This window comes from Pseudomonas sp. GGS8 (assembly GCF_024168645.1).
Taxonomy (GTDB): Bacteria; Pseudomonadota; Gammaproteobacteria; order Pseudomonadales; family Pseudomonadaceae; genus Aquipseudomonas.
In genome coordinates, this window is the sequence record NZ_JALJWF010000001.1 from 6,447,387 (window position 1) to 6,473,240 (window position 25,854).

General features: G+C 50.8%; 24 protein-coding genes. 6 read left to right on the plus strand and 18 right to left on the minus strand.

Translation table 11 applies throughout. The features are described from left to right. The first annotated feature begins 19 nt into the window (after positions 1-19). The 5 genes from J3D54_RS29035 to J3D54_RS29055 all read left to right on the plus strand — a co-directional run bounded on the left by J3D54_RS29035 (position 20) and on the right by J3D54_RS29055 (position 5,125). Positions 20-433 (plus strand): VOC family protein, encoded by a 414-nt coding sequence (locus J3D54_RS29035; protein ID WP_253425942.1) that lies wholly within the window; start codon positions 20-22, stop codon positions 431-433. A gap of 600 nt (positions 434-1,033) precedes the next feature. Beyond that, on the plus strand, positions 1,034-1,765 hold the full coding sequence (locus J3D54_RS29040; RefSeq protein WP_253425944.1) for a winged helix-turn-helix domain-containing protein: 732 nt from the start codon (positions 1,034-1,036) through the stop codon (positions 1,763-1,765). A 12-nt stretch (positions 1,766-1,777) separates the two neighbouring features. Then, positions 1,778-2,533 (plus strand): EAL domain-containing protein, encoded by a 756-nt coding sequence (locus J3D54_RS29045; protein WP_301293497.1) that lies wholly within the window; start codon positions 1,778-1,780, stop codon positions 2,531-2,533. 38 nt (positions 2,534-2,571) lie between these two features. After that, the gene (locus J3D54_RS29050; RefSeq protein ID WP_253425949.1) at positions 2,572-3,240 is read left to right on the plus strand and encodes a winged helix-turn-helix domain-containing protein; all 669 of its coding nucleotides are present in this window, start codon (positions 2,572-2,574) and stop codon (positions 3,238-3,240) included. Between the two features lie 490 nt (positions 3,241-3,730). Continuing rightward, on the plus strand, positions 3,731-5,125 hold the full coding sequence (locus J3D54_RS29055; RefSeq protein WP_253425952.1) for an undecaprenyl-phosphate glucose phosphotransferase: 1,395 nt from the start codon (positions 3,731-3,733) through the stop codon (positions 5,123-5,125). A 389-nt stretch (positions 5,126-5,514) separates the two neighbouring features. Here J3D54_RS29055 and J3D54_RS29060 read toward each other — a convergent pair whose 3' ends face one another. The 18 genes from J3D54_RS29060 to J3D54_RS29145 form a co-directional block, all read right to left on the minus strand. Beyond that, positions 5,515-5,874 (minus strand): VanZ family protein, encoded by a 360-nt coding sequence (locus tag J3D54_RS29060; RefSeq protein WP_253425957.1) that lies wholly within the window; start codon positions 5,872-5,874, stop codon positions 5,515-5,517. After that, positions 5,871-7,961, minus strand: a complete 2,091-nt coding sequence (locus J3D54_RS29065) for a YjbH domain-containing protein (protein ID WP_253425960.1) — start codon at positions 7,959-7,961, stop codon at positions 5,871-5,873. Before J3D54_RS29065 ends, J3D54_RS29060 begins: the two co-directional genes overlap by 4 nt. 8 nt (positions 7,962-7,969) lie before the next feature. Next, positions 7,970-8,737 (minus strand): capsule biosynthesis GfcC family protein, encoded by a 768-nt coding sequence (locus J3D54_RS29070; protein ID WP_253425963.1) that lies wholly within the window; start codon positions 8,735-8,737, stop codon positions 7,970-7,972. Beyond that, positions 8,734-9,393, minus strand: coding sequence for a YjbF family lipoprotein (locus J3D54_RS29075; RefSeq protein ID WP_367399647.1), 660 nt, complete (start codon positions 9,391-9,393; stop codon positions 8,734-8,736). Before J3D54_RS29075 ends, J3D54_RS29070 begins: the two co-directional genes overlap by 4 nt. A 14-nt stretch (positions 9,394-9,407) precedes the next feature. Then, entirely contained in the window at positions 9,408-10,520 is a 1,113-nt protein-coding gene (locus J3D54_RS29080; RefSeq protein ID WP_253425966.1) for a polysaccharide biosynthesis/export family protein, read from the minus strand. Between the two features lie 87 nt (positions 10,521-10,607). Next, the gene (locus J3D54_RS29085) at positions 10,608-10,880 is read right to left on the minus strand and encodes a hypothetical protein (RefSeq protein WP_253425969.1); all 273 of its coding nucleotides are present in this window, start codon (positions 10,878-10,880) and stop codon (positions 10,608-10,610) included. 396 nt (positions 10,881-11,276) lie between these two features. Next, positions 11,277-12,620 carry a UDP-glucose/GDP-mannose dehydrogenase family protein gene (locus J3D54_RS29090; RefSeq protein WP_253425972.1) on the minus strand — a complete coding sequence of 448 codons (1,344 nt, stop codon included), beginning with the start codon at positions 12,618-12,620 and terminating at the stop codon, positions 11,277-11,279. 12 nt (positions 12,621-12,632) lie between these two features. Next, the gene (locus J3D54_RS29095) at positions 12,633-14,060 is read right to left on the minus strand and encodes a mannose-1-phosphate guanylyltransferase/mannose-6-phosphate isomerase (RefSeq protein WP_253425975.1); all 1,428 of its coding nucleotides are present in this window, start codon (positions 14,058-14,060) and stop codon (positions 12,633-12,635) included. 54 nt (positions 14,061-14,114) lie between these two features. Further along, positions 14,115-14,591, minus strand: coding sequence for a glycosyltransferase (locus J3D54_RS29100; RefSeq protein WP_253425978.1), 477 nt, complete (start codon positions 14,589-14,591; stop codon positions 14,115-14,117). Further along, entirely contained in the window at positions 14,592-15,047 is a 456-nt protein-coding gene (locus J3D54_RS29105) for a UDP-N-acetylglucosamine transferase subunit ALG14 (protein ID WP_253425981.1), read from the minus strand. Positions 15,048-15,082: 35 nt separating this feature from the next. Further along, a complete protein-coding gene (locus J3D54_RS29110; protein WP_253425984.1) occupies positions 15,083-16,057 on the minus strand; it encodes a glycosyltransferase family 1 protein in 975 nt (324 codons plus the stop codon). A gap of 39 nt (positions 16,058-16,096) precedes the next feature. After that, complete coding sequence (locus J3D54_RS29115; protein WP_253425987.1) at positions 16,097-16,639, minus strand: DapH/DapD/GlmU-related protein; 543 nt, start codon at positions 16,637-16,639, stop codon at positions 16,097-16,099. Beyond that, a complete protein-coding gene (locus tag J3D54_RS29120; RefSeq protein ID WP_253425991.1) occupies positions 16,640-17,503 on the minus strand; it encodes a polysaccharide lyase in 864 nt (287 codons plus the stop codon). A gap of 19 nt (positions 17,504-17,522) precedes the next feature. Next, the gene (locus tag J3D54_RS29125) at positions 17,523-18,674 is read right to left on the minus strand and encodes a polysaccharide pyruvyl transferase family protein (RefSeq protein WP_253425993.1); all 1,152 of its coding nucleotides are present in this window, start codon (positions 18,672-18,674) and stop codon (positions 17,523-17,525) included. Continuing rightward, complete coding sequence (locus J3D54_RS29130) at positions 18,671-20,131, minus strand: oligosaccharide flippase family protein (RefSeq protein ID WP_253425995.1); 1,461 nt, start codon at positions 20,129-20,131, stop codon at positions 18,671-18,673. The genes J3D54_RS29125 and J3D54_RS29130 overlap by 4 nt, the downstream gene beginning before the upstream one ends. Beyond that, positions 20,128-21,399, minus strand: a complete 1,272-nt coding sequence (locus J3D54_RS29135; RefSeq protein WP_253425997.1) for a DUF6369 family protein — start codon at positions 21,397-21,399, stop codon at positions 20,128-20,130. The genes J3D54_RS29130 and J3D54_RS29135 overlap by 4 nt, the downstream gene beginning before the upstream one ends. Before the next feature lie 211 nt (positions 21,400-21,610). Then, the gene (locus J3D54_RS29140) at positions 21,611-23,839 is read right to left on the minus strand and encodes a polysaccharide biosynthesis tyrosine autokinase (RefSeq protein ID WP_253425999.1); all 2,229 of its coding nucleotides are present in this window, start codon (positions 23,837-23,839) and stop codon (positions 21,611-21,613) included. A gap of 46 nt (positions 23,840-23,885) precedes the next feature. Continuing rightward, positions 23,886-24,326 (minus strand): low molecular weight protein-tyrosine-phosphatase, encoded by a 441-nt coding sequence (locus J3D54_RS29145; protein WP_253426000.1) that lies wholly within the window; start codon positions 24,324-24,326, stop codon positions 23,886-23,888. 659 nt (positions 24,327-24,985) lie between these two features. On the opposite strand from J3D54_RS29145, the gene galU reads away from it, so the two are divergent. Continuing rightward, entirely contained in the window at positions 24,986-25,819 is an 834-nt protein-coding gene (gene galU, locus J3D54_RS29150) for a UTP--glucose-1-phosphate uridylyltransferase GalU (RefSeq protein WP_007935521.1), read from the plus strand. The last annotated feature ends 35 nt before the right edge of the window (positions 25,820-25,854 follow it).

Consider the following 25,854-nt stretch of genomic DNA (forward strand, 5'->3'; position numbering starts at 1 on the left):
CCATCACCGGGAGCAGAACATGAAAATCACCCCGTACCTGATCTTCAACGGCGACTGCCAGGATGCCTTCAACTTCTACGCCAAAAACCTGCCAGGCCAGATCGAAGTCATGATGACCTTCGGCGAAACCCCGGCTCGCGACCATGTGCCGGCGGACTGCCACAACCTGATCATTCATACGCGCCTGCTGGTCGGGGATCAGTCGATCATGGGGTCGGATACCACACCTGATCGCCCCAGCGCCGGCATGAGTGGTTGTTCGGTGTCGTTGAATGTCGACAGTGTGGTTGAGGCGCAGCGAGTGTTTGCGGGATTGGCGCAAGGCGGGAGTATTCAAATGCCATTGGAGACGACGTTCTGGGCGGCGCGCTTCGGGATGCTGGTCGATCGGTTTGGCGTGTCATGGATGATTAATTGCGAAAAGGACCGATGACGGGCCCATGACTAATACTTAAGTATAATGGCCCCCTGATATCAACTTTAGCTTTTTCTATTCAATAACCAGACAGAACAACTACATCGTTCAAAAAATCAGCTCTTGACATAAAATATTACGAATACAATGCAAAAGGAGTCAATTAATATGCCCCCCCCGCTCTCATTCGCCCTAAAAAGAGGCAACAGTTGAACTGGCGCCTTTCGAGCGCGCACCTACACCGCCATAGAACACCGTGGAATATCCTTATAAATCAACTCCAGATATCAAAAATGCGGACTTTCGCACAATTTATACGCAAGACTTCTCAGTGACGCCTCGTTCTGTAGCCTGATCTGCGGATCAGCCACGCTTCTGTGTTGTTCAAAGAAAAGTCAACCGAAAGGCTCTAGTCCGATACCATGGCGCCCACCAACTAAGTCCGATATCAGAAAATCAAATTGGCTAAAGCCGACACAGTTGGCTATGTCATTGATCAGCTGAAACTACTGACGATGGAATGACACCTGTTGACAAGCTCAAAATGTTATAAAAAGTCAGATAACTTCAGTATTTTGTGTATTAAGATTGCAACGCCAGCACATATGAGTAATTTGCATGATGAGTACTGAGAGCAAAATCGAAAATAGCCAGAGGGGTATTCTCGCTATTGGGCGCACTTGGCGCTCGACAGAGAAACTTCGGCAGTTATTTGTACCTAATCGCACGTATGTTTATACATTAGACTACACAAACCCGTCAAACTCAGATAGCGAAGTTCAAGCCCACGACGCCGTACTAATTGATATTGAAAGCCCCTCCATTCTTAATGACTGTCTGGCACTCATCAAAAAGTTACGTGCAACTCCACTGGAACTGTCCATTATCGTTGCAATCAATTTTCGTGCTCCGCAAACCAAAATTGAATGTTACTTGGCCGGCGCCGATCACTGTATCAATGTACCTAACGACCAGGATGAAAAAGCCAGGTTAATTTCAGAGCTGCTCGAAACACCTGAATGGCAGCCTGCCGTTAAGTTGACCTTGGACCAAACATGCCTGCACTTATACAACGATGAGTTCAAACTGGATCTGGCCTATCAGGAAATGAAAGCATTGGATGCACTCATTAATGCAGAAGGTAATATTCTGCACCACGATTGCATGGCCGAATCCATGGGTTTGAATATCAAGCTCTATGACTCACGTGTTCTGGAGAAATCCATAAGCCGCCTTCGAAACAAAATCAAAAAACACTTCGGCATTAACATCATTCACAGCGTTCGCGGTTATGGCTATCGATTGCTTCGAGGGATCGTTTCAGTAAAGCAAACAAACTTTCATTCTTAAAGGGACTAAACAATGGAGTCCAGCAGGCAATATACCGTGCAAGATAACTTCGCATTGGTTTTCTTCAGGCAATCAATTCTCAAACGAAACGATGAATTGTTCGGCAGTGAGATTTATGCCAAAGCGACCAAACAGCAGACACCTCTGAACAAGGGGTATCAACCACTGCATCCCGATCACCCGCTGGCGATTTATCGTGAAGTACTGATGCGGATCCAATTAAATGCCCTTTCACAGATCGAGGCCACGTCGTCCCCATCCGTACAGATACCCAATAAATTATTCGTGACCATGAACCAATCCGCGTTATTGGATAAAGCGTTCATCCGAGAACTGAACGACGCTCAAACGACACTCAAGAAGCATGAACAACAGTTAATCCCCAGCATTAACGGCGGTTCGCTCCTTTCGTTCAATCTCAAAGAAAAAAGAACCATTATCAATCACATCCATTTATTGAAGGACAACGGGATCGAGATTGCTTTCGATGGCTATGACTTAAGCGATGACAGCGCTGAAAAACTGATCAGCCCGAAGCTGTTCGATTACATAAAAGTGGACCTGACCCGATCCAATTTCGACATCATGGTCGACAACAGCCAGGACTTTTTCAACAGATCTTACGACTGCCTGAGCGGCATGATCCATGACAGCAAGATCAAGTTCATCGCGGACCGGGTCGAGCACAAAGCACTGCACACACTGGCCCGCAGCATGCCTTTCGATTTTTTCCAGGGGAGATATTACTCTCCGACCGAGGTTATTTAAGCTTTAAAAATTTCACCAAACTAGGAAGGAGCCTTATTGTGAATACGTCAAACAACAGCTTTTTAATTTTCACCCGAGATCAACTGGCACGACAAGCAATAGAATCGCTTCTCGCACAACGCCTGCATTTATCTTTTGAAATCGAATCTGGCAAACTCAGCAGTGAACGCATCCGAAAGAATCGATTCACGCACATCCTGCTCGACCAGGCCGATATCTCGCTGAGCGATGTCAGCTTTATCCGCAAGAATCAAAAAGATGCGGAAATCATACTCATAACTCCCAACTCGGAGCATTCAGAACTCCATCACTTCTCGCACTTCGGGGTTGATGGCTTTCTCAAAAAACCGGTGGCAGACGAAGAGTTCATCTCTGCCGTCAGCCGGGTTAAAGAGTCGCAGGGCAACCCCGACATCTGGTGGTTTAATGCCGACGACAGAACATTAATCAAGGAGGATATAACCATCCCATTGACCGGCACCGAATCGTTAATGCTCACCCAACTGGTCATCAGTGATCGACGGGTCCTCAGCAAAAACGATCTTATTCTACGCATCGATAAAGATCCGGAGAATTACAGCGGCCTTGAAATGTGCTTGAGCCGGCTGCAGAAAAAATTCAAGACTGCCGCCAACGGAGAACGACTGATTCGCTCGGTCAGAAACCGTGGTTATTGCCTGGCGCAAAGGATAAGAATCGCTTACTGAGCGAAATCGCAAAAAATAACAACAATAAATGCGATTTCCCACCTCACCCGATACCGCTTGACTGCCTAGCCACCTCGCCTTGCACTTCCTCCGCCTGTCCCTTGCACATCCTGCCCTCCATAATTCCCGCCGAGTTTCCTCCCATGGCGGGCAAGCGCTTAACGGAATGCTGCAATTATATAGGCGATTTAGCGATGCCCTCCTAATAAAAGAGCACGACCTTTTATAACAGGAGCACCGAAAGTGGCGCCCGTTATAATTCGTCAGACACCCACAAAGATTAAGGTACTAGTATAAAAGCCGGACACTGAGACAACCGTATCAGCTGACTTTAAACAACATTCGGACGGCCAGCGATAGCCCGCGTTATTCCCTTCCAATAATAAAAACAACTTCTGACCGAACTGCGCTCGCTCAGCCTTTGCGCGCGGCTGCCATTTATTAACCGTCGACTGATACACAACGTGGCGCACGCCCGAGGGACACCGCGATGGTACATAATCGTATTAATCGAAACAGCATCTCCAAAGGACTGACCTTCTGGGGGCAATGGATAATTGCCATCACGTCGGTCACTGCATTGTTATTTGCTCTGGCGCTGTACCAGACAGGAGAAATCGAAGCTCGTTATCGTGTGCTTGCAGTGCTGACTTTCCTGGGCTCGGTGCCTTCTTACTCCCTGCTGCTGGTTTATCACAAGCAACATGGTTATCTCTCCGGCCTGGGTCGACTGCTGCTGGGGTGGCTGTTGACACTGACCGGCCTGACCAGCATCGGCTTTCTCAGCAAGACCAGCGAATTGTTCTCCCGGGAAATCATTCTGGTCTGGGCCATCGCCGGTTATTGCGTACAGGCCTTGCTGTACCTGCCTTTGCACAGCTTTTCCAGGCACTACCATCGGCAACTGCACAGTCAATACAACACCCTGATCATCGGCACCGACCAACTGGCGGTGAATCTGGCGGATAAACTGGCCAAAACCGAGTTTCCACCGCTGGTCGGCCTGATCAGCTCAAAACCCAACGAGCTGTCGACCAACCTCAATACCCACCGGATCGTGGGCCAGTTGCAAGAACTGCGCGAGCTGATCCGGGTGCACGATGTCCGGCGGTTGTACATCGCGCTGCCCTTGAGCGAAGCCAAACAGGTCGAAGCGCTGTACATCGACCTTCTCGATTCGAATGTGGATGTAGTCTGGGTTCCCGACCTGGGCAGCATGACGTTGCTCAATCACTCCGTCAGCGAGCTGGATGGCCTGCCCGCCATCCACCTCAATGAAAGCCCGCTGACCAGTTACCCGACTGCGGCACTGAGCAAGACCCTGCTGGACAGAAGCCTCGCCGCCCTCGCGCTGATCGGCTTCAGCCCACTGCTGCTGGTGATCGCCGTCGCAGTGAAGATTTCCTCCCCGGGGCCGATCATTTTCAAACAGGAACGGCACGGCTGGAACGGCAAGATCATCAAGGTCTGGAAGTTCCGCTCCATGCGCCTGCACGACGACCATCAAGTCCGCCAGGCCGGCCGTGAAGACCCACGCATTACCCCGGTTGGCCGCTTCATTCGACGCACGTCCATCGATGAACTGCCGCAGTTCTTCAACGTGCTGCAAGGCCATATGGCGCTGGTCGGGCCGCGGCCACATGCAATTGCCCATAACGACTACTACACCGGCAAGATCCAGGCCTACATGGCCCGCCATCGAATCAAACCGGGCATCACCGGGCTGGCGCAGATCAGTGGCTGCCGTGGCGAAACCGAGACCCTCGACAAGATGCAAAAGCGTGTGGAGATCGACCTCAACTACATCAACAACTGGTCGTTGTGGCTTGATATCAAGATTCTGATCAAGACTCCTTTCACGCTGTTTTCCAAGGACATCTATTAACTGCTGCGATTCGCCCCCCCCCGCCTGTTCTTCAGCTTGCGGCTAACAAAGCCGCAGTCCGGGCAGTCAGATCTCTGACTGCCCGAGCCTCTCTCCCCGCCTCCCCCCCATTCGCCCTCTGTTTTGTAGCAGCTGCCGAGCCTGCGAGGCTGCGCAGCAGTCGTGCATCCGGCTGACGCAGTTTGCCTGATGCACCACAAGTTCTGGTTGGACGACCGCTGCGCAGCCGAACGCAACCTCGCAGGCTAGGCAGCTGCTACAGGTTGCATTACGGATTAACTGACTGACATGTGCCGGATGGAGTGGCAAAAGAGGTGTTGCTGGAGGGAGATGTAGCGAGGATCAACGGTTACAACATGCCGACAAACTGCCAGGGTGCCTCATGCCTTTCAACGCACCCAGCACCTTGAAATCAATAACCCCATGAACACGCCGACACTATTTGCCAGCATGTCGTAGGGCGAAGCCGTGCGCAGCGGCATCAAACCTTGCGCGAGCTCAATGAGTACGCCAGTGAGCAAACACCCCAAGGCTGTCCAGACAAACTTCACATTGGGGAAAGCCAGACGGCAGCTGCACGTGAATACCAGAAAGCCGATCCAGTGATGGAGCTTGTCCTCTTCGACGAACAGCTCCGGGATCGGCTGAGGACGCAAACCTGCGTAGAGCAGAATCACAGTCACCGCGGCAAAGACCAAGCCCCGCAACCAGAATGGCAACTCGACCAAGCCTTTGAGCCACGTGATCATTCGGTAATTTTCTCGAAGTTGTTGTAGAACAAGCTGCTGTCACGCCCGTCGGTCATGGTCTGCAATGAGTAGGCACGGTTCAGGCGCGCACCGCCATCGCGAGTCAGCGGAGCCCAGACGATACTGGCACGGCGCATGGTCGAGGTACTCAACAGCTCGTCGAACGGAATGGAAATGTAGATGCCTTTGTCAAAGCTGCCCTCGCCATATTCCGCCTTCGACGCAGTGGTCAAGGTGACCCAGCCGCCAAACTTCACGCCGTTCTTGAACTCCCGCGACAAGTCGACGGTGGTGCCCCAGTCCCGTGCCAGATAACGCCCGACGCTGACCGCTGCAAGCATGTCATTGGGCAATTCAGTATAGCTGGTGACATGCCCCGTTATGGTCTGGTAATCGCGCAGGCCAAAGCCCTGATCGAAATCCCGCTGGCGTACGAAGTTCAGATCGGCCCCCAATGACCAGCGTTTCCCCGTGGGTCGATACAGCACTTCGCTGCCGACCCCGGCATACATGGATTCCAGATAGCCGCCATAGACCATGCCATACCAGTCCCGATCCAGCTGCGCCGCGTGGTTGAACTGGAACGTCGGCATCGTCACATCAGAGGTGGTCATGTATTGACGCAAATCGGTGCGCACTCGCGGCAACCCGCTCGGTGCGTCGTAGGTGAACTTGTCGTAGTTGTTCAGCAGGTTGGCGCTGAGCAGGCCGCTCCACCAGGTGTTGCGGGTGAATCGGTACTCCGCGTCGGCATCGGCGGTGAACTGATAGAGCAAGCCGTCGGGGCCGCCGATGTTCTGTTTGTAGCCCAGGCCCACACCATAGCTGAACGGCTCCAGTGCCTGGGTGTAGAGCGTGGTTTCACGGTGCGCAATCGCCGGATTGACCTCGGTCGTACGGTGCAGATCCTTCAGCGGCTGGTCGTTGTTCACCACCGCGCGGAAGGTTTCCCGCGGCACGCTGGTTTCTTCGATGGACATGTCATAACGCTGATTCACCAAGGTGAACCAGTCGATGTCCTGATTGACGCTGTTATCGAGAATCCGGTTGGCTCGCCCGACGGCCTTGGCCGGATAAAAATAGCGAGACTGCTCGCCATACACCATCAACTCCGAACCGCGTTGGGTGATCCGTTTAACCTTGTAGCCGGCATTTTGCTGCAGCCGGTTGGAGACATCGGCCCAGTTGACTTGATCGAGCGGGGTCGATGGTGCCTGCGCCGGCAGCCGCTCGGCGGGAGGATCATAGGTCTTGGCCGGTGCCTTGCGGCTGACAAAGTTGGTGTGCAAGGTGATGCCGAACATTGCCGTATTGCCACGCTCCCAACCGGCGCTCAGGTCGACGCTGTCGGCCAGCTTGTAGACCACACCGAAGTTGATCGGCAGGTCTTGCTTGAGCGGATTGTCCAGTGGCTCGTTCTTGTAATCGTTGCCCTCATACTCGATCTTCAGGCTCAGTGGTTCCCAGGGCGTTTGATAGGCAATCCCGCCAAACAACGAAGGGCGGCCCCTGAAGTAAGCGTTGGTGTTCACGTCCCCTGCCCTGGCCACAACCGCGGTGCTCTGCGGCCGGTCGTTGAATTGGCTGCCCAATACCGACAGCGGGTTACTGAAATCCCCACGATTACCCAGATAACCCCAAGCGATGCCGAGGCTGAAATCCAGGTCGCCATATCGCTTGTTGGCGACAAAATATTCGCTGGAAAATAGCCCGGTACCGCCGATGTCCCGGGCGCCAATAGCGACCTGCGGTGCCCAGTGAGTTTCTTCCCAAAGCCGCGCTTTCAAGTCGATGGCCTTGTCTTTAAAGCTTTGGTTGCCGCTCAATTGCTCGGTGCCGTACTTACGGTTGGTGATCGCGGTGTAACGAAACGACCCTTCCAGCCACTCAAGTGGCTGCAAGGAAAAACTGTAGCGCGAGTAAGGGTCGGTACGACTGGCCGTGACGCTCAACTCTCCCGCCGGGGCCATGCGCGCGGTGGGGGTCTGTAACAGACCGACGCCACCAAAATCACTTTGGGTGTAGCGCGGTTCACCGTGAGCCAATCCGCAGGGCAAGATCAATGCAGCAGCAAAACGTAACTTCAACGGGCACTTCAAGGGGCCACCTCAGCCAGCGGTTGAGTGGCGAGAAACTCAGCCAGTTGTTGATTTAGCTCAGGGGTCGGTGTCTCGAGATCGTCGCTCCTGATCGGCACCAGGATCCTGCTGCCGGGCGCCGCCACGACGCCGTCCTCACGATTCCATGCGGCCACGCCCAGGCGCCGCACCTGCCCGTCGGGCTGGATCAGCCACAAATAATCACCCTCGGCGTCGCCAAGAATGGCGCAGCCACGGGCATAGGCACGCACTTCCTGCAGGGCTCGGTAAGGCACCTGACAGGGCTGCGCGACCGCCCCGAAAACTTCCACGGTGGACGGCCGCTGGGGGTAAATCAGATGGTCGCCATCATCCAGCAGCGCGTTGCGGGCGAACCCCACTTCCACAGCGATCGGGTCGAGCATCGCGACCTGGCGTCCGGTGACCGGCAGTTGCGCGACCTGCTCATATAGGCGTGCACTCAACTCTGCTCGTGTGTTTTTGCCATCGAGCAAAGCCCCCCGTTGCAGCAGTTTCAGATCGAACAGGACGCCCGCCTTCAACCGCGTCTGCTTATCCACCAATGAATGGCGCAGCCACGCCGCGCCCAGCCAGTAACTTTCAGCGTTCGGTTGAGCATCGCGAATGACATCCAGCAAGCGAGCACCAGGTTTGATATCGAATTGGCCAGGGCTGCGCACGTCACCAGTGACCGTGACGGCAGCCTGGCCCACGCCCGGGCCGATCAACAGCAAGCCAAGCAAGAAAAGGTTTGAACACTTCACCGGGCAGCTCCCCGATCACGGCGCACCTGCACGATTTTCAGAAACAGCTGCGGCGTCAGATGCTGCTCGCTGCGCAGGATGAAACCGTCCTGAGGGTCGACCCAGTAGCGGTTGGTGGCGCGGAAATTCAGGGTGGGTGCATCCACCTGCTCGTCGATGCGCAGCAAGGCGTAATCCTTGTCCAGAATGCGGATGGTCTCGATACCGTGAGGGCTGAAACGGCTGTTGACCGCGATACCGATTCGGTTGCCGTTATAGATGTCGATCCAGCGCGTGCTGGTATAGCCGTCGGGCAAATGCTGAAGGCCGCGCTTGAAGGGCGACTCTTCAGTGAAGCGAGTGCCATCCAGGGAAACGCCCAGCCCGACAGTGCGCACCACCAAACCGTCGCGCATCATCAGCACTTGCTTGCCAGAAGCAACCCAGAACTGCAGGTCGCCCCGCCGACGAGCCATGGCCATCACGCCCTCACTGGAGGGGGTGATGACCAGGATCTGCGGATACGGAACGGCGTCGACCTGAGCACGGGTCAAGTTGATGGAGGCAGGCCCCGCGACGGATGTTTCGAGGGTGTCCCAGGAGGCCTTCATCAACGGGTTACACCCGCACAACAAGAGCGCCATCGTCAGACTGGCGAAGATAGGCAAAGTTTTCACGGCGGGATAGAGCCTTATCTGCTGTTGGCTTCGCTGAGGTTATTGAGAGAGCTGGCGCCGGTCCCCAGGACACTGGCCGTAGGCAGAAGCTGGCTGATCAGACGGTTCCAGCGCGTCACGCCGGCCGGGCCGACATAGACGATGTCTTGCGGTTGCAAGTCGAAACGGGTGGCCAGTACCAGGGCCGAAGGGGATTCGGCATCGAGCTGGAACACCTTGGCCGGTTCGGTTTCCAGGTGGTCGGCACCGCGAATCACGTACACCGCGTTGCCGTTGGAGGTGGTCTGGTTCAAGCCCCCCACTGTGCCCAGCGCATCGGTCAGGTTGATCGATTTGCCTTTGAAGCTCAGCGCGCGAGGCAAGTTGACCTCACCCATGACATAGATCCGCTTTTGGTCGTTATAGGGCAAGTACAATCGGTCGCCGCCCTTGAGGTAAACGCCCTGCAGCTGTGAGTCCTGGCGATTGAGGGTGTCCAGGTCGAGCTTGTACTCGCGTCCGTCCCGGGTCAGCGTCAGGCCTGACAGGTCTGCGTTCGAGGGGTCCACACCGGCCGCGCCAACGGCCTCTACCACGCTCAGCGGCGTGGTAGTGATTGGCTGTTGGCCAGCCTTGAGCACCGCACCGGAAATTACCACGGTCTGGCTGGCGAAGCGCAATACGCTGACGTCGACCTGAGGGCTTTCGACAAATTGCGACAAGCGCTCGGCAATAAAGGCTCGCAACTCTTCGATGGTTTTACCGGCGGCAGGAATATTACCGATGTAGGGATAAAACAACGTGCCGTCCGGACGCACCAGACGCCCGTTGGCATCGAGTTGCTGTTGCGGCCCCGAAGGCGCCGTCAACTCGGGGTGATCCCAGACCGTGATAAACAACAGGTCGTTGGCACCCACGCGATAACCGCCTGGAACATAGGACAACAATGCCGAGGAAACCGATTCGCGAACTTGCGTGGCGGCATCCATGGCAATCAATTTAGGCGTGATGGGAATAAGCTCCACCCGGCTACTTTCCGGAGAGCCGTCACTGACCATTTGACTGGTGTCCATGTGTTGACCAGGCGAAAACATACAGCCGTGCAAGCTGATACTTGCCAGCATAACAACAGAAAATCTACGAATCATAATGGCACTACGCTAGTCGAGGGCAAGTCTAAAACAAGATCACCCAGAAAGTTCTGAGTGATCTTGAACAACACACTTCGCGGGGTATTAGTTGGTACCGGTTGTGCCGGTTGTGCCAGTAGTGCCGCCTGTTCCAGAGGTACCGCCATTGGAACTGCCACCGGAGTTTGAAGCGGCCGCTGCTGCACCGATAATAGCCGTGCCGAGCAACATAGTTTCAGCGACCGTCACGTCCCCAACCAGTGGGGTGCTCAACGACAATGGCTCGCTTTCGCTCGCCATCTCGCTCACTGGTTCATCCGCTGCCAATGCCGCGGTACTGATGACAGCCAGCAAGCCCGCTAAAAGTAATTTCCTCATATCAGACTCCTTCTCGATATTAAACCCTTATGAAACTCTAGAATAAGGGAGCTGGGATGGAACGGAGATGAAGAGGCAATGACAACTGCAGAAAGATCTTGTCGGATCACGCACGTCACCTCCTCAGAATCATCTCACTCGTAGATAACGTAAACCAGTGGCCAACATTCTCCAAAAAGCCTGCGCAGATCGCTTGCAAAGCAAGATGAAGCGGTGATTTTTGCTGAATTTCAACGAAATTAGCAGAGCGTTAGCCGCTTTTCAGCGCTCCTGGTGGAGCGCGAATGCTGACGCATTGTTAATAATGGTCAGCATTATCCCGGCCTTTTGACTATCGGACTTGTCCGTTGCAGGGTTTGGAGAGGAACTATGGCGTTTTCTTGGGCCTGAACAGCATTAAATGAGTGGCCGTACCGATAGCCCACGACCAATACCATAATAGTCGAACCCATTAGCTTTCATACGGTGAGGGTCGAATATGTTACGGCCGTCAAATATGACAGGAGTACTCAGCTTTTCCTTTATAAAATCCAGGTCAGGGGCTTTGAACTCGCGCCACTCTGTCACAATGATTAAAGCGTCAGCACCTTGAAGCGCGGCTTCTTTTGTGCCCATTAAAAGCAAGTCTTCATTCATTCCATAAATTCGTTGTGTTTCGGCCATCGCTTCGGGGTCAAAGGCTTGTATTCTGGCGCCAACGCTCCGCAACTGTTCAATCAAGACGCGGCTGGATGCTTCTCGCATATCATCTGTATTGGGTTTGAAAGCCAAGCCCCAAATCGCAAATGTTTTTCCCTCCAAGTGCCCGTCGAAGTGATGTTGGATATGCCCGAATAGATGTTCCTTTTGTCGTTTATTGACTTCTTCGACGGCTGACAAAAGCGTTGCCTTATAGCCGATCGACGACGCTGTGCGTTCCAGGGCTTGTACATCTTTAGGGAAGCAGGAACCGCCATAGCCGCAGCCGGGATAGATAAAATCGTAGCCAATTCTTGGATCAGAGCCAATGCCTTTGCGAACGGCCTCAATGTCTGCGCCCAATCGTTCGGCAAAATTAGCCATTTCATTCATGAATGAAATTTTTGTTGCCAATAAACAGTTGGCCGCATACTTCGTCAGTTCGGCACTTCTGATGTCCATCGTGATTATTTTTTCGTGGTTTCTGTTGAAAGGCTCATAAAGTTGCCTCATTCGGTCCACCGCGTAACTGCTATCACTGCCTATGATAATTCTATCGGGACGGGTGCAGTCCGCTACTGCAGAACCTTCCTTCAGGAACTCGGGATTGGAGATAACGTGAAACTCCACCTCAAGGTCCCGGGACGTCAATACTTCGGAAACTTTAGCCCTGACTTTATCCGCCGTACCAACAGGCACAGTAGACTTGTTAACAATAATTTTAGCCTCCGTCATGTTGAGTGCGATGGTGGTGGCAACAGACAGCACGTATTTTAAATCAGCACTGCCATCGTCGTCTGGAGGCGTACCGACTGCAATAAATTGGATTTCACCATGGTGCACGCCTTGTGCTGCATCCGTTGTGAAATGTAAACGCCCTGCTTCATGGCATTTTTCTACAAGGGCACTCAACCCAGGCTCATAGATAGGAATAATTCCATTCTTCAGATTCTCGACTTTAATAGCGTCGACGTCTACGCAACATACGTCATGACCTGCGTCAGCGAGTACAGCCGCCTGCACGAGGCCCACATAACCTATTCCAAAAACCGTAACATTCATTTTAATAATCCTTTAAACGAGCTCGAGGCGACCATAGCGATCTTCAAAACGAACGATGTCATCTTCGCCTAAGTAAGAACCTGATTGAACTTCTATCAACTCAAGAGGAATTCTCCCCGGGTTTTCAAGGGAGTGCACAACCCCGATGGGTATGAAGGTAGATTGATTTTCGGTCAACAACACCTGTTTGTCAGCGATTTGCACATTTGCGGTTCCTGAAACCACGATCCAGTGTTCTGCCCGATGATGGTGAAGCTGAACGGAAAGTTTATGCCCCGGTTTGACGGTGATTCGCTTCACTTGATATCTATGGCCTTGGTCCACTGAGTCATATTTCCCCCACGGCCGATAGACTTCACGATGACTAGCACCCTCGACTCGATTATTTTTAGTGAGTTCAGACACTATTTTCTTGACGTCTTGAGAGTGGTCCTTAGTCGTCACCAATATCGCGTCCGATGTCTCGACGACAACGACATCACTTATACCCAGAACAGTGACTAGCCGATGACTGGAGTGGACATAGCTGTTAGTAACGCCTTGCAGCAACACATCCCCTTGTGTGCAGTTTTCATTTTCATCCTTCGTTCCCGCCTCCCAAACCGAATCCCATGCACCAAGATCGCTCCAACTGGAGTTGAGGGTCACGACTGAAGCGATGTCGGTTTTTTCCATGACCGCATAATCAATGGACACATTGGGCGCGTTCACGAAGTCCACCTGACTGAGCCTGGTAAAATCCTGGTCATGCGTTGCGTTGGCGAGAGAAAGCTCTGCAGCGACAACGATGTCAGGACTCAAGCGCTCCAGTTCCGATTTCATGACGGAAGCCCGGAACATAAACATTCCGCTATTCCAGAAATAGTTTCCTTGCGCAAGGTACCTTTGCGCTGTTTCCAGATCGGGCTTTTCTATAAAAGCATCGACGTGCGCAGTGCCGTCGGCAGCACCCGTTTGAGTACGGATATAGCCGTAACCAGTCTCTGGCTTAGTGGGTACAATCCCGAAGGTGACAATTCTACCTTTGTTGACTTCCAACTTAGCCAACGCCAGGGAGGCTTTAAAAGCATCAACGTCGGCTATTACATGGTCTGCAGCCAAAACCAACAGGATAGGATCATTCCCGTCCTCCAAGGCTGTCAGTGTCGCAGCCGCTATAGCGGGCGCGGTATTTCGTGCAGAGGGCTCCAAGAGTATTTTTTGTGGTTCTATATCCAGTGATCTGCTTTGCTCAGCCACGATAAAACGATGATCTTCGTTACAAACGATTATCGGAGGACTTAAGCTATCTCCCTCTGCAGACAGATTCTTTATTCTATCCAAAGTAGCTTGAAATAAACTCAGATCACCGTGTATCGACATAAACTGTTTTGGCTTGAGTGCTCTTGAAAGCGGCCACAGACGTGTGCCCGAGCCACCAGACAAAATAACTGGAATCATAGCGATTACTCAATAATTAAAAGTGATAAGAGAGGGCCGACAAACAGCAAAGAGTCAAGACGCAAATGACCTTATATAACTGATTAAACGATCTCTTTCTGTGAAATCCAAAGGAATTTCAGCATTGCTGTAATTAAGTGCCGAATCGATAGCCGAAAAAAACTCGTCTTTATCATGGGCAATGAAAACAGATGGAAAGCCCGAAAAATTCTCGACAGTGTCGTACTGATGGTTATTAATGTGTTCCCCACGGCTGCTATCCCTGGGCACGACAACTATTGGCTTTCCCAGTTCAAGCGAGCGAATGATATTACCCATGCCCGCATGAGAAACGACGACTGTTGAGGCGTTGAAGTTTTCGGAGAAAAAAGGTTCGGCTATTGTCTTGAATGCGTTAATGCGACCCAAGTCCCTTTCATCATTGCCGACTTGGGCAACAATAGGGACATGGGGGTTTGCATGACTCCATTCACTTAAATAGCTGAGCATTCTCTCAAAGGGTGCTTGAGTACCAACGCTACAGAATATCATTTAAACTACCCTCCCTTTATACTGAGCCCTGCCGTTTTCCGAAAGAGTGGGCCACTGCGTGAGTAATTCATCTACAAAATAAGAAGCGATTCTGCCAGACAAAGATATTTTTTTTGGATTCGCGATACTATCAATCCAGAGCGTTTTTTTTCCCATGATCTTTGCCGTGATCAAACCCAGCAGACCCGGTGCAGCCCCCGTAGAGATGACATATTTCGCTTTACTTTGGTAAACAATATTGAAGATCTGACAGAACCCCTTAATTATCTTGAAGGGCTCACTTCTATTGAAATCGGGAACTTTAACAAAATCGTGAAGTGGGTACTGTGAGTGAACACTTGTATCGACGGTGGCAATGTTGACTTTTTGGCCGTCAAACGCTGGAAGCAGTTTGCTCATTTGTACCCAGTGCCCACCTCCGGAACAAATCAGTAAAACATCATACGATTGACTCATGACGGATCCCTTTCTGTCAGGATTAATAGACATCATTAGATAACAACAGCTGCTTTCAACAACTCCGCCTGCCCCTCCCAACGTGTTATTCGCTTGGCTTTCAACAACGCTGATTTTTCTTTATAGAGTTCTTCATTTTCGATGAGTTGAGAAAGCCCGAACTTTATTGACAGGGGGTCTAACGTATCAACAAATACAGCAGCGTCCGAAAACAATGATCGCAGTACTGGTGTGTTCGAAAGTGCCATCGGCCGGCCGGCGCTAACCGCTTCGTTTGCCACACTCAATTGGACATTGTCGCGCGTTGTCAGGCCGAGAACGACGTTTGCGTTGCACAGCAGTTGTTCGAAAGTCAATTTACTCAGAAAACCCGTAAGCTTTATATTGTCTGGCATTGACGCTATGAGAGCTCCGGACAACTTCCCTGCATACCTCCCGGTGATAAAAAAGTCTACATGCGGCATTTCTCTGGCTGCCTTAATAACGATTTCTATCGGCTCGTCGACATCAAAAGAACAGGGGAAAAGCACATAGGGTGTCTGATGATCACTGGCGGGAGGAATATCAAAATCACACGGCAAATCCTCCAGTATGAAAATGTTTTCTGCATGAACACCTTGGCGGGACAACTCCTCTTTGACTTTAAAATTATGAACTACAACAGCATCAATTTTATTGAGCAAGGACACTGTCCCTGGGAAGGTTATCCATTGCTTGCGCAGCAAACTATTATGCACATCAGCAATAATCTTGAGGCGCCTATTAATAAAAAACCTGTAGGCCAGCGCTATGTGCAACACAGGGCTCGGTGGCAACTGGACCCAAAGAATCTCCGGCGAACCGATAAAAAGCGATTTAATAGTTTTAAAAGCCTTAATTAAATAATCCAATGGACGTGCATATTTCTTTTTGAATTTATTAGGTAGATGCAGAATGTCATACGCCCAATATTGTTTCATTGTGTCGGCGCGTCGTTGATAGCCGACCCATGCGATCATTAATGATTTCACTTCTGAATCCTGCGTAAGAATAGTAAAGAAAACTGAGTACTACAATGCAAACCAAATAGGAAAGTCAGCGCTGTACTGAATGCGTTTATTTCTGAAACGAATATGTTTAGCCGGATTCCCTCCCGCAATCGAATACTCTTCAATATTACGCGTGACAACGCTACCCGGATAAACGACTGCGCCTTTTCCTATTTTGACGCCTGGCATAATCATCACACTGGGAAAGATCCAAACGTTATCTTCAATGACAACCGGTTTCCCGACCGTGTGACTCATGGGGTCGTCGATATCGTGCCCCAGTGTATAAATCTTTGTGTTATGAGAAATATTGACATTATCGCCGATACGAATTCCGGCTCTATTATCCATATAACAGTTGTAATTTATGGTGCAGTTTTTTCCTACTGAGAATTTACCGAATGAAAAAAAAACGACCTTTCTATGGACAGTAGTTTTAACGCCAACACGGCATCCCGTCGCCCTTAGCAGTGAACGTCTCAAACTGAAAAAGAAAACCAGGTTAAGCGCCGTATTAAACAAGGCCACGGCGACCTTCTTGATATTGAGCTTCAAGTTCTTCATCTAGTTACCTACACTCTGCCCTGATGTATTAGCGATGCGATGTGAACTCATTACGAAATTTCTGAACTGTATATTGGTACTGGCAGGTGTGGCGAAGGATGCATTGTTTCCACCGAAGAACGTAGAAAATAGCAATCCATCGATCGTCAGGTTTTTAGTGTCCCTGAACGTCAACCCGGTTTCGGAGTGCACCAATTTCTTGTCGTACCAAATAGAAATCACGCCATCGGCGCGACCCGGCGTATTCAACTTTACGAGTTGTTCTAATGTATGCCACTGGCCGACACTAAACGTCCAGGAACCCAGACCTATCGCTGTCCCCCATGTTTTGCTAGTGGGTAAATAAGCATAGATTGCGCCGATACCGTTCTCTTTCCATATGTAGCGAGTGGAAAAACCATCATGACCATTGGGTATTTTTCCTCCTGTATTGCCTGTGCCGCCGTAGAGCCCTGGAAGTTTTCCGCCTTTTACAAAATTAAAATTCTTATCGAATTTCAATTCATAAGTAAGAATCAGGCATTCCCTACCCGGCTGCTTTAGCCTGGATTTGAATTCAATCCCCCCATAGGGCAACCCCAACCGGACCATCGAACCTGGATCGTACGACCCGGCGGGATAATGCACCGTAATGTCTTTTATTTCATGACTGTAGGTTTTGTTTGTTAAATTAGCACTGCCTTTTATATTGTCCTGTGCACGACTGTTGCCATGACGGCGGGCGAACACCTGTGAAACATCTGGAAGTGTTGGGTAGATGTTTTCAACATTTTGTTCACAGCGGTCATTTATATCGGATGCACTGCTCGTAGCCACATGCAGAGAGAAGGCTAAAGTGATTAACGTCGAGGCTTTTTTTTTCACGTCAGTTGCCCCTCTGATTTTACTTCTTATCGACCCATGCCAAAAAATCATCAACAGCATTTTGTGCGATGGATGATCTCTGTGAAATCTCTTGTTTGAGGTGCTCTGCCATTTGCTCTCTGTCTTGCCTGAATTCGCCAATGGTCGCCATGATCAGGTTATGGTCAGGGGCGCTGACCAGTTTGGTGCCGCGGGGCAGCATCTCATGTACTTTTTTTAACTTGTTTTCGATTTCAACTGCAATGGTTGGATAGCCTAAGGAAGCAGGCAAAAGTACACCGTGCGCCCTGGCGCTGATAATGACGTCGGATTCGACTATCAATTTCGCCATGAACGTCTCTGGCGTATCGACGGCGGCATCCCAGCACAACCATTCAAACGTGTGGTGCTTATCGATAAGATGCTGGTCACGTTCTTTATACAGTGACACCAGACGAACATGCTCTCCACGCTTGGACAGCTCATGAGCCGCCTGAACCATTGCCTCGATGAATTGTTGCCCATTCGCATCATGCGGCCAATCCCGCAGGATAAATGATAGGTATTTATTCTTATTTATGCTGTTTATTTTAAGATCGGTGTTAGAGATCCATAGATTAGAAAGCAAGGTTGGATCGGTGTATACATCTACATCCGATTTCCCAAACGCATTGCAATGCTTTTGGCTTGTACCATCCCTGACGGAAATATAGTCACAACGATTAATGACATTGACTGCGCGAGTCAGCAGTTTGCCGCCACCATCAAACGGGCCTAAACCAATGCAAAATGCAGCAAGACGGCGATGGAAAAATATTTTGTCTATCCCTCCGCGCATCCCTACATACAAACGTAAAAGTGTAGATTTTAAATCCGTTTGGGCTTTTATGCTCTTGTAAAGTTTTGACACTTTAAGTTGAACTGAGGATGCCTTCTTGGAGGGAGGGACGAACGAGAAAAACTGACCCCCGCCGCCTAAAACAACCAGATCGGCTTTGACTGGCTCCTTGATATGCAACCAGTTTATGCGTGAGTTGAAGTTTTTGGCGACAGCCGGATGATCCACTCCCACAGCAATGTCCGACTCTTTGAATCTTTTTTTCAGGATATTGATGACACACAACATCAATATGTCATCACCAAGATTACCTGGGCCGTAAGCACCCCGGATATAAACTTTACTGGAATTCATGCTGGGCTTCCAATTTCTACGGGTTCATTGAACATAGTATTCAAGGTAAATGTTGTCGCAAGAATGTAGATAAAAATCACGACCACTATCATTAATCGGTACAGGACACTTTCAACGTAAGAACTTGATATGAAACTGACAAAAGGCAACGTCCATAAGATCAATATTCTAGGGGAGATGAGTAATTCCAAGGGTAATATTTTTTTGTATATGAAATAGGGTAAGCCTAGCAGGAAATGTATTAATTGCGAGCCAATGAATGCTTTGGCAATTCCGATGGCGCCTTCCTCCCTCAGGATCAGGGCCCCGGATATGAACAATACGCCCCATAAAACATTACTCATGACGCTGTACCAAGCTAAATCCATCACGATCATTTTTCTTGAAACGCCGGATTTAAATGCACTTAGCAGCGAGCCCAGAATGACCAGAATCAACGTTATTTCAAAATCCCGACCGAGAAAGCTATTGCCATAGAGTTTTGCCAGCAGTTCGGGGAACATGATAACGGGTTGTATAATGATCAATACAATTAGCCAGCCGGACAGAAAATTCAAGGCGTCTAATTTTCTGTTTTTGCCTCCTAGCGTTGCGGCTAGCATCGGGACAAGTACGGAGCCTAATACCACGGAAACATGTGAGAATATTGCATTCCATTGCATGGCAGCTGCATACATACCTAACGCGGCGAACCCGTTACTCGTTTCCGCCAGCAACTTATTCGCGAACCAATTCATTGGCGCGACCATCAGCCCTGTCAGCAAGACCGGCAGTCCGACCGAAAGAACAGTATGTTTTTCAGTCATTGCACCTTTGAAACTGAGCGCAGTATTCTTTGCCTTTAATGTTTTCCAGCATGCAAGCGCGCTAAACAACACGATTAGCAGCTGAGAACACGCCAACCCCAGCAGCGCACCATTGAGTCTGAATTTTGTCGTCAGGAAGTACGTTGCCGGGATCGCAACGATGGCGATAATTCCATTGATTGTCGCAATAGACCGATACTGCCCCCAGCCGGTTAAACACCCTTGGGTCCATCCAGATAAAATGATGAAGGTGATGGTGCTCAATACAATCAGTGATACATATTTCAGATTGTCGGAGCCGAGAATGATGGTGGAGAAGAAAAGTGGAAAAAATAGAGCGACACCAATGATCATTAAACTAAAGGATAAGGAAAAAATCAGCGTTAAAGCGATACCCCTGCCCGTTTTTTCCGGGGAGGTCTCTTTAAATTGACCAATATGTTTAGCCGTCGCCGTCGTTGTGGCTTGGGCGGCCACATTGGCGAGCATGACAATGGCGCTTTGTATCAGGCCATACTCTCCAAATGATTGTGCACCCAGCACTCTGGCGACCAAGATGCCCGTAATGACAACCGAGACTTTCGTAGCCACTGCTGATATGAAACTCCACGCAGTGCTGGAGACAAATTTTTTCAACAGCATATTGTTCATCTGGCTTCAACCTGTAAAGGTGGAGTGATCAGCGGTTGATGAAGTGTCAGTATTTTTTTACGTTGCCTGGCGGTGTTTTCCGAAAGGGCGCGTAACATAATTGCGCTATATGCGATTCCGATAGCGTACGGCTGATAAGGTGTGGCCGACACGATAAACATCACCGCCAGGAAGGTGGCTATTGATACCGCTACCCGGGTTTTCAAGTGATGAGTTATGGACGTAGTAAATACGAATAGCAAGTACAAACCGATGACCCCGTATTTGACAAAATACGTTAAGTACGCACTGTCGATATTCGAGTTTTTGTCATCGAGACCACGGTATTCAAACCAGGGAATTTCAAAAGGGGTTCCGGCCCCTAGCCCGACAAAGTAGTGCACGGGGTTCATATTTCTTATCAAGTCCAGCGCAGGGCTAAAGCGAGTGGTTAGCTGAACGGCCAAACCTTCAGATGACAAAGCATCATTGATTCGATCAGCACCGATCATGTTGCTGACTTCAATAAAAGCCAATAGTACAACCGAACCTAACAGCATGACGCCTATCATTCGGGCAGGCTTTGTATATTGGTGAATAATGATAGCTGCAAAAACAGAAACGAAGATGAATCTCGAATTGGCGATGAACAGACAGAGGAATGAGGTCATCAAACAGATTCTCGCTAGATTTTTCTTATCTTCAAATAAGCGGGGATCTATAAAGTAATAAATTATATATGCAACGGCTGCGTATGTGCCGCCATCAAGGTACCTGTAGGCGTTTTCCTCATAGTAGACGTCTTGAAAACTGTACAGACCCAATCGCAGCCAAGCGATATCCAATATATTGAAGGCGGTCATCGCAATCAATATTTTCAGTACTGTTTGTAGCGTCAACGTTTTCGCTGCCAACGTGACAATATTCGTGAGCACAACAAATGACAGGATCATTATAAATGGCCGAGTGTCTTTTAATAGATATTTACTCGGAGACCCTATTAAGCCACACGCGAGCAACACCACGTAGAGCCCACATCCAAAAAGAAGGCCGGCAGGCGTTGTTAATTGAGTTTTTTGTGTCATGACCTGCCTTATTAACAGCGCCCCCAGTCCGCCAGCTATATAGAAATCGAAAAAATAGATTCCCTTTAAGGATATTATTTCGCTATAGGAATTCCCGGTAGGGATAACAGACAGCATTACACCAAAAAATATAATTGAGTATTTTGGGGCTTTTACTGCAAGCAAACCCGCGGACAAAGCCATAAGAGACAATAGGTAAAACATAGTTTGATATTCTTTATGCTGATGTTGTCATTTGACACGCTACCGCCCCAGGATTTTTCGTCATCTTCCTCAGGACGTAGTGCTTCCATGAAATATCGGTTTGATCATGCCCATTGGCTAATGATCCGGTGCAGCAATAACGATAAAAATCCAAGCACAACAACAGCGCTATCGAACATCTGAACTTATGATGCGACCTGTTCAATACCCATCAGTTTTTGTCAGAGGCGTAGGCATAGTGGTAATAACCATAATCACTGTAGCCATATTTATTGGAGGCCTTTTTCTCCACGCCGTTAAAGATCGCGCCTTTAATGGCAACGCCGTTCTGGGTGAACCGGCGGACGGTCAACTCGATTTCCTTCGCCGGGTTCAGGCCATAGCGCGTCACGATCAGATTGGTCCCGGACAGGCGCCCGACGATCGCCGCATCTGTCACCGCCAGTAGTGGCGGCGTATCGAGAATCACCAGATCATAAAGTTCGCTCACCTGCTCCAATAGCGCGCTGAAATTGGCGTGCATCAGTAACTCGGAAGGATTGGGCGGAATCTGGCCTCGACTGACAAAATCAAAATTATCGATTGGGGTCTTGTGGATGGCGGTGGCCACATCACAGCGCCGGGCCAGGATATCGGAGAGCCCATTGTCTGAGGAAACACCTAACACTTTGTGCAAATAGCCTTTGCGCATGTCGACATCGATCAACAATACCCGCAGCCCGGTTTGTGCTATCACCGCCGCGAGGTTGACCGAGACAAACGTTTTACCCACCTGAGGGCTAGGCCCGGAAATCATCAGGCGGTTGTTGTCGGCCTCATGCATGGCGAAGTGCAGACTGGTACGCAAACTGCGCAATGCTTCAATGGCCAGATCGGTGGGATGACTGACGGCCAGCAATGAAGAACCACCGGAACGTCCTCGTCCGCGGGAGACTTTATCTTCTTCGGCTTTCTGCAAAATGCTGTAGGGAATCGATGCGTAGACCGGCAACCCAAGTTGCTCGATGGCTTCCGGGCTTTCCAGCCCGCGGTTCAGCGCCTTGCGTACCAGCACCAGGGCCACTGCCAGGAAGCCGCCAAGAATCGTGGCAATCAATACAATCAGGATTTTTTTCGGCTTGACCGGTTTGAGGAAATTGACGTCCGCGGTGTCGATCAAGCGTACGTTACCGACGGTGCCCGCGCGCATCACATCCAGTTCCTGAGACTTATTCAGCAGCTGGGTGTAAATGGCCGTGCCGACCTCTACATCCCGGGTAAGGCTCAGCAGTTCTTGCTGGGTAGAGGGAAGGCTCTCGACTTTGGATGCCAAACTTTTCTGCTTGCTGCTCAACTCACCGATCTGGGTCAGCAATGCGCGATAGGCGGGATGTTGGCGGGTGAACTTGCGGTCCATCTCGGCTTGCTGCAACTTCAATTCGGAAATATTGGTGTCGAGCCCGACTATCTGATCGAGAATGGCTTTGGTTTCGAGCGTGATGTCCACGGACTTGCTGCGCGTCTGGTACTCATTCAACGCATTTCCGGCTTTTTCCAGGTCCTTCTTGACCTCAGGAAGTTGCTCTTTTAGAAACGCCAGGCTCTGCGCAGCCTCTGCTGAAGTGCGTTCTACGTTTTGCCGAACATAGATAGCGGCGATTTCATTGAGTATTTTAATTGCCTGGTCCGGATCGGTGCTTTCCAGTGCCAGACCGATCATGCCCGACTCTTTTCCGCGCTCGACTACATCCAGGGCCTCTTGATAGTCGAGGATACTGGTCAGGCGGGAGTTACGGATAATGCGGAAGCGGGTTCCAGGATTAGCGTGCAGTTCCTCTATCTGAAACGTAACGCCATTTTTCTCGAAAAGCTCTCCGGCCCGGCTGGCCGCCAATAGGTTGTCATCTTCATCCACCAACGTGAAATGACCATTTTCACCCGCGGTCAGGGTCAATTTCTTGCCCAGTTGCGAGTCAGGGAGATCCAGTTTGAATATCTTCAGCGACTCCCCTCCCCAGGCGAAACTGTTCAATCCCAACAAGGTGTCGGCTATTTGACCGGGATTACTATTCTGGAATCGACGCGCCAGGAACTCACCAACAACCGGGAAATACTTCGGTTGTATGACAATATCAAGTTTCAAGTTATCGACAGTTTTACCAATCACGGAGCGGGATTGGATCAACTCGATTTCGGTGGCTGAAGGAGACTCCTTACCCAGCATGCTGCCGATATCCGAGAAACCCAGCAAATCGTTCTTTTTCGCTTCGACCTGCAACAGCGCATTCGCCTGGAATACCGGCGTCGCCAGCACCGCATATGCGGCCCCAGCCACCATGAAGACGCCAGTAATCGCGGCAATCAGCCATTTATGGTCGATGAGTGTTCCAAACAGGCCGAGAAGATCAATCTCGTCATTGTTGTCGTCCCGCACGTTGACTACCGGTGCTTGCTGCTGCATAAGTCGGATTCTTTGCCTTGATTACGATTCAAAAAGGAAGTGGCCATCAGCGTGCGAGACGCTGTGCCCATGCGTGTACGGCTTCTTCGATCAACGCATAAGCGTGCACAAAAGCAGGTTTGCCTTGACGGTAGGGGTCGCTGATTTCGCGATCGTCCTGCCATTTACCCAGCAGCAGCACCTTGCCTCGCGCTTCAGGGGCAATGTCGAGCACCCCGCGGACATGCCGCCGCTCCATCACCAGAACCAAGTCCGCCTCGCTGACGGCTTGAGAGGTAAGTTGAACGGCCTGGTGCTCATGCGGCAGATGACCATGTTCCTTGAGTACAGCGTGTGCCGTCGCCTCGATGGGTTTGCCTGTCAAGGCAGCCAGGCCAGCCGAGCTGACCTGAATATTGGAATGGACGAGTGCCCCGCGCAGCAAATGCTCCGCGGTGGGACTGCGGCAAATATTGCCGACGCAGACAATCAAAACCCTTTTAAGCAAGATAACCTTCCCCGTCTTGTCAACATTGGCGGTGACCTAGCACTTGCCGAACATAAGAGCTTTAAACTACGAATGAGCCCGGGCATTTATAATGGCCGGTAACTGCAGCTGAAACTTTCAAACAATCAGTGCGTATTTATTACCATGACGTTTGAACAACCCTCAACTTTTTCTACAGACAAAAAATAACATTCACTCTTCGAAGTGTGAAAATAACAATTAGCGAATTTATTCAGACAATTTATAACAGTTACCGTTTTCCGGTGATTGTTCAATCTAAATTACACCGAAATAGCGAATGGCTTATGTATAGCCGTTCCGCTAGTGCATTGCCAGGGTGTCGAACATTTGGTTAGTAGTTGGGTAAGGGACGCCTTGGGCAATAACTTTATTTACAGCGGGTTACGTCACGAGCATGCCGTGGAACAACCGGGCATTCTCGCTGGCCAATCAGCTGCTCGATATCTCCCCTGCCCGCGCCCTGGCGAGAAGCATGGCGTGCAGACCTTTCGCAGCCCCTGGCGCGTTGCGAACATTTTTCTCGAGTGATCGGACCGTTTCGAGCCCGCACTCCCCGGCGTGACCGGTTCGGCCAACCTGGATCGAATCTTTCCTACTGCCACTAGCCATTCCATCAGTCTACTTTCAAGGACGCTTCCATGATTCGTAAATGCCTGTTCCCCGCCGCCGGTTATGGGACCCGCTTTTTACCCGCCACCAAGGCCATGCCGAAGGAGATGCTGCCGATCGTCAGTAAGCCGCTGATCCAGTACGCCGTCGAGGAAGCGCGTGACGCCGGCCTGCAACACATGGCCATCGTCACCGGCCGCGGCAAGCGTGCGCTGGAGGATCATTTCGATACCAGCTACGAGCTGGAGCACCAGATTCGTGGCACCGATAAGGAAAAGTTCCTGCATGGCACTCGCGAACTGATCGACACCTGCAGCTTTTCCTACACCCGTCAGGTAGAGATGAAAGGCCTGGGGCACGCCATTCTCAGCGGCCGCTCGTTGATCGGTGATGAGCCATTCGCCGTGGTGCTGGCCGACGACCTGTGCCTGAACCTGGAGGGCGATGGAGTCCTGGCGCAAATGCTCAAGCTTTATGAGCAGTTCCGCTGTTCGATCGTGGCGATCCAGGAAGTGCCCCGCGAGCAGACTCAGAAGTACGGCGTGATTGCCGGCGAGTTGATTCGCGAGGGGATTTACCGCGTCAACAGCATGGTCGAAAAACCCCGTCCGGAAGACGCCCCGTCCAACCTGGCGATCATCGGTCGGTACATTCTGACTCCCGACATCTTCGACCTGATCGCTGACACCGAACCGGGTAAGGGCGGTGAAATCCAGATCACCGATGCGCTGATGAAGCAGGCCCAGAACGGCTGCGTACTGGCTTACCAGTTCAAGGGTCGACGCTTCGATTGCGGCGGTGCCGAAGGTTACATCGAAGCCACCAACTTCTGCTTCGAGCATCTGCATCAAAACGCCCTGTGATGTTGCTGTCCCCCGATATGGTCTTTACTACCTTA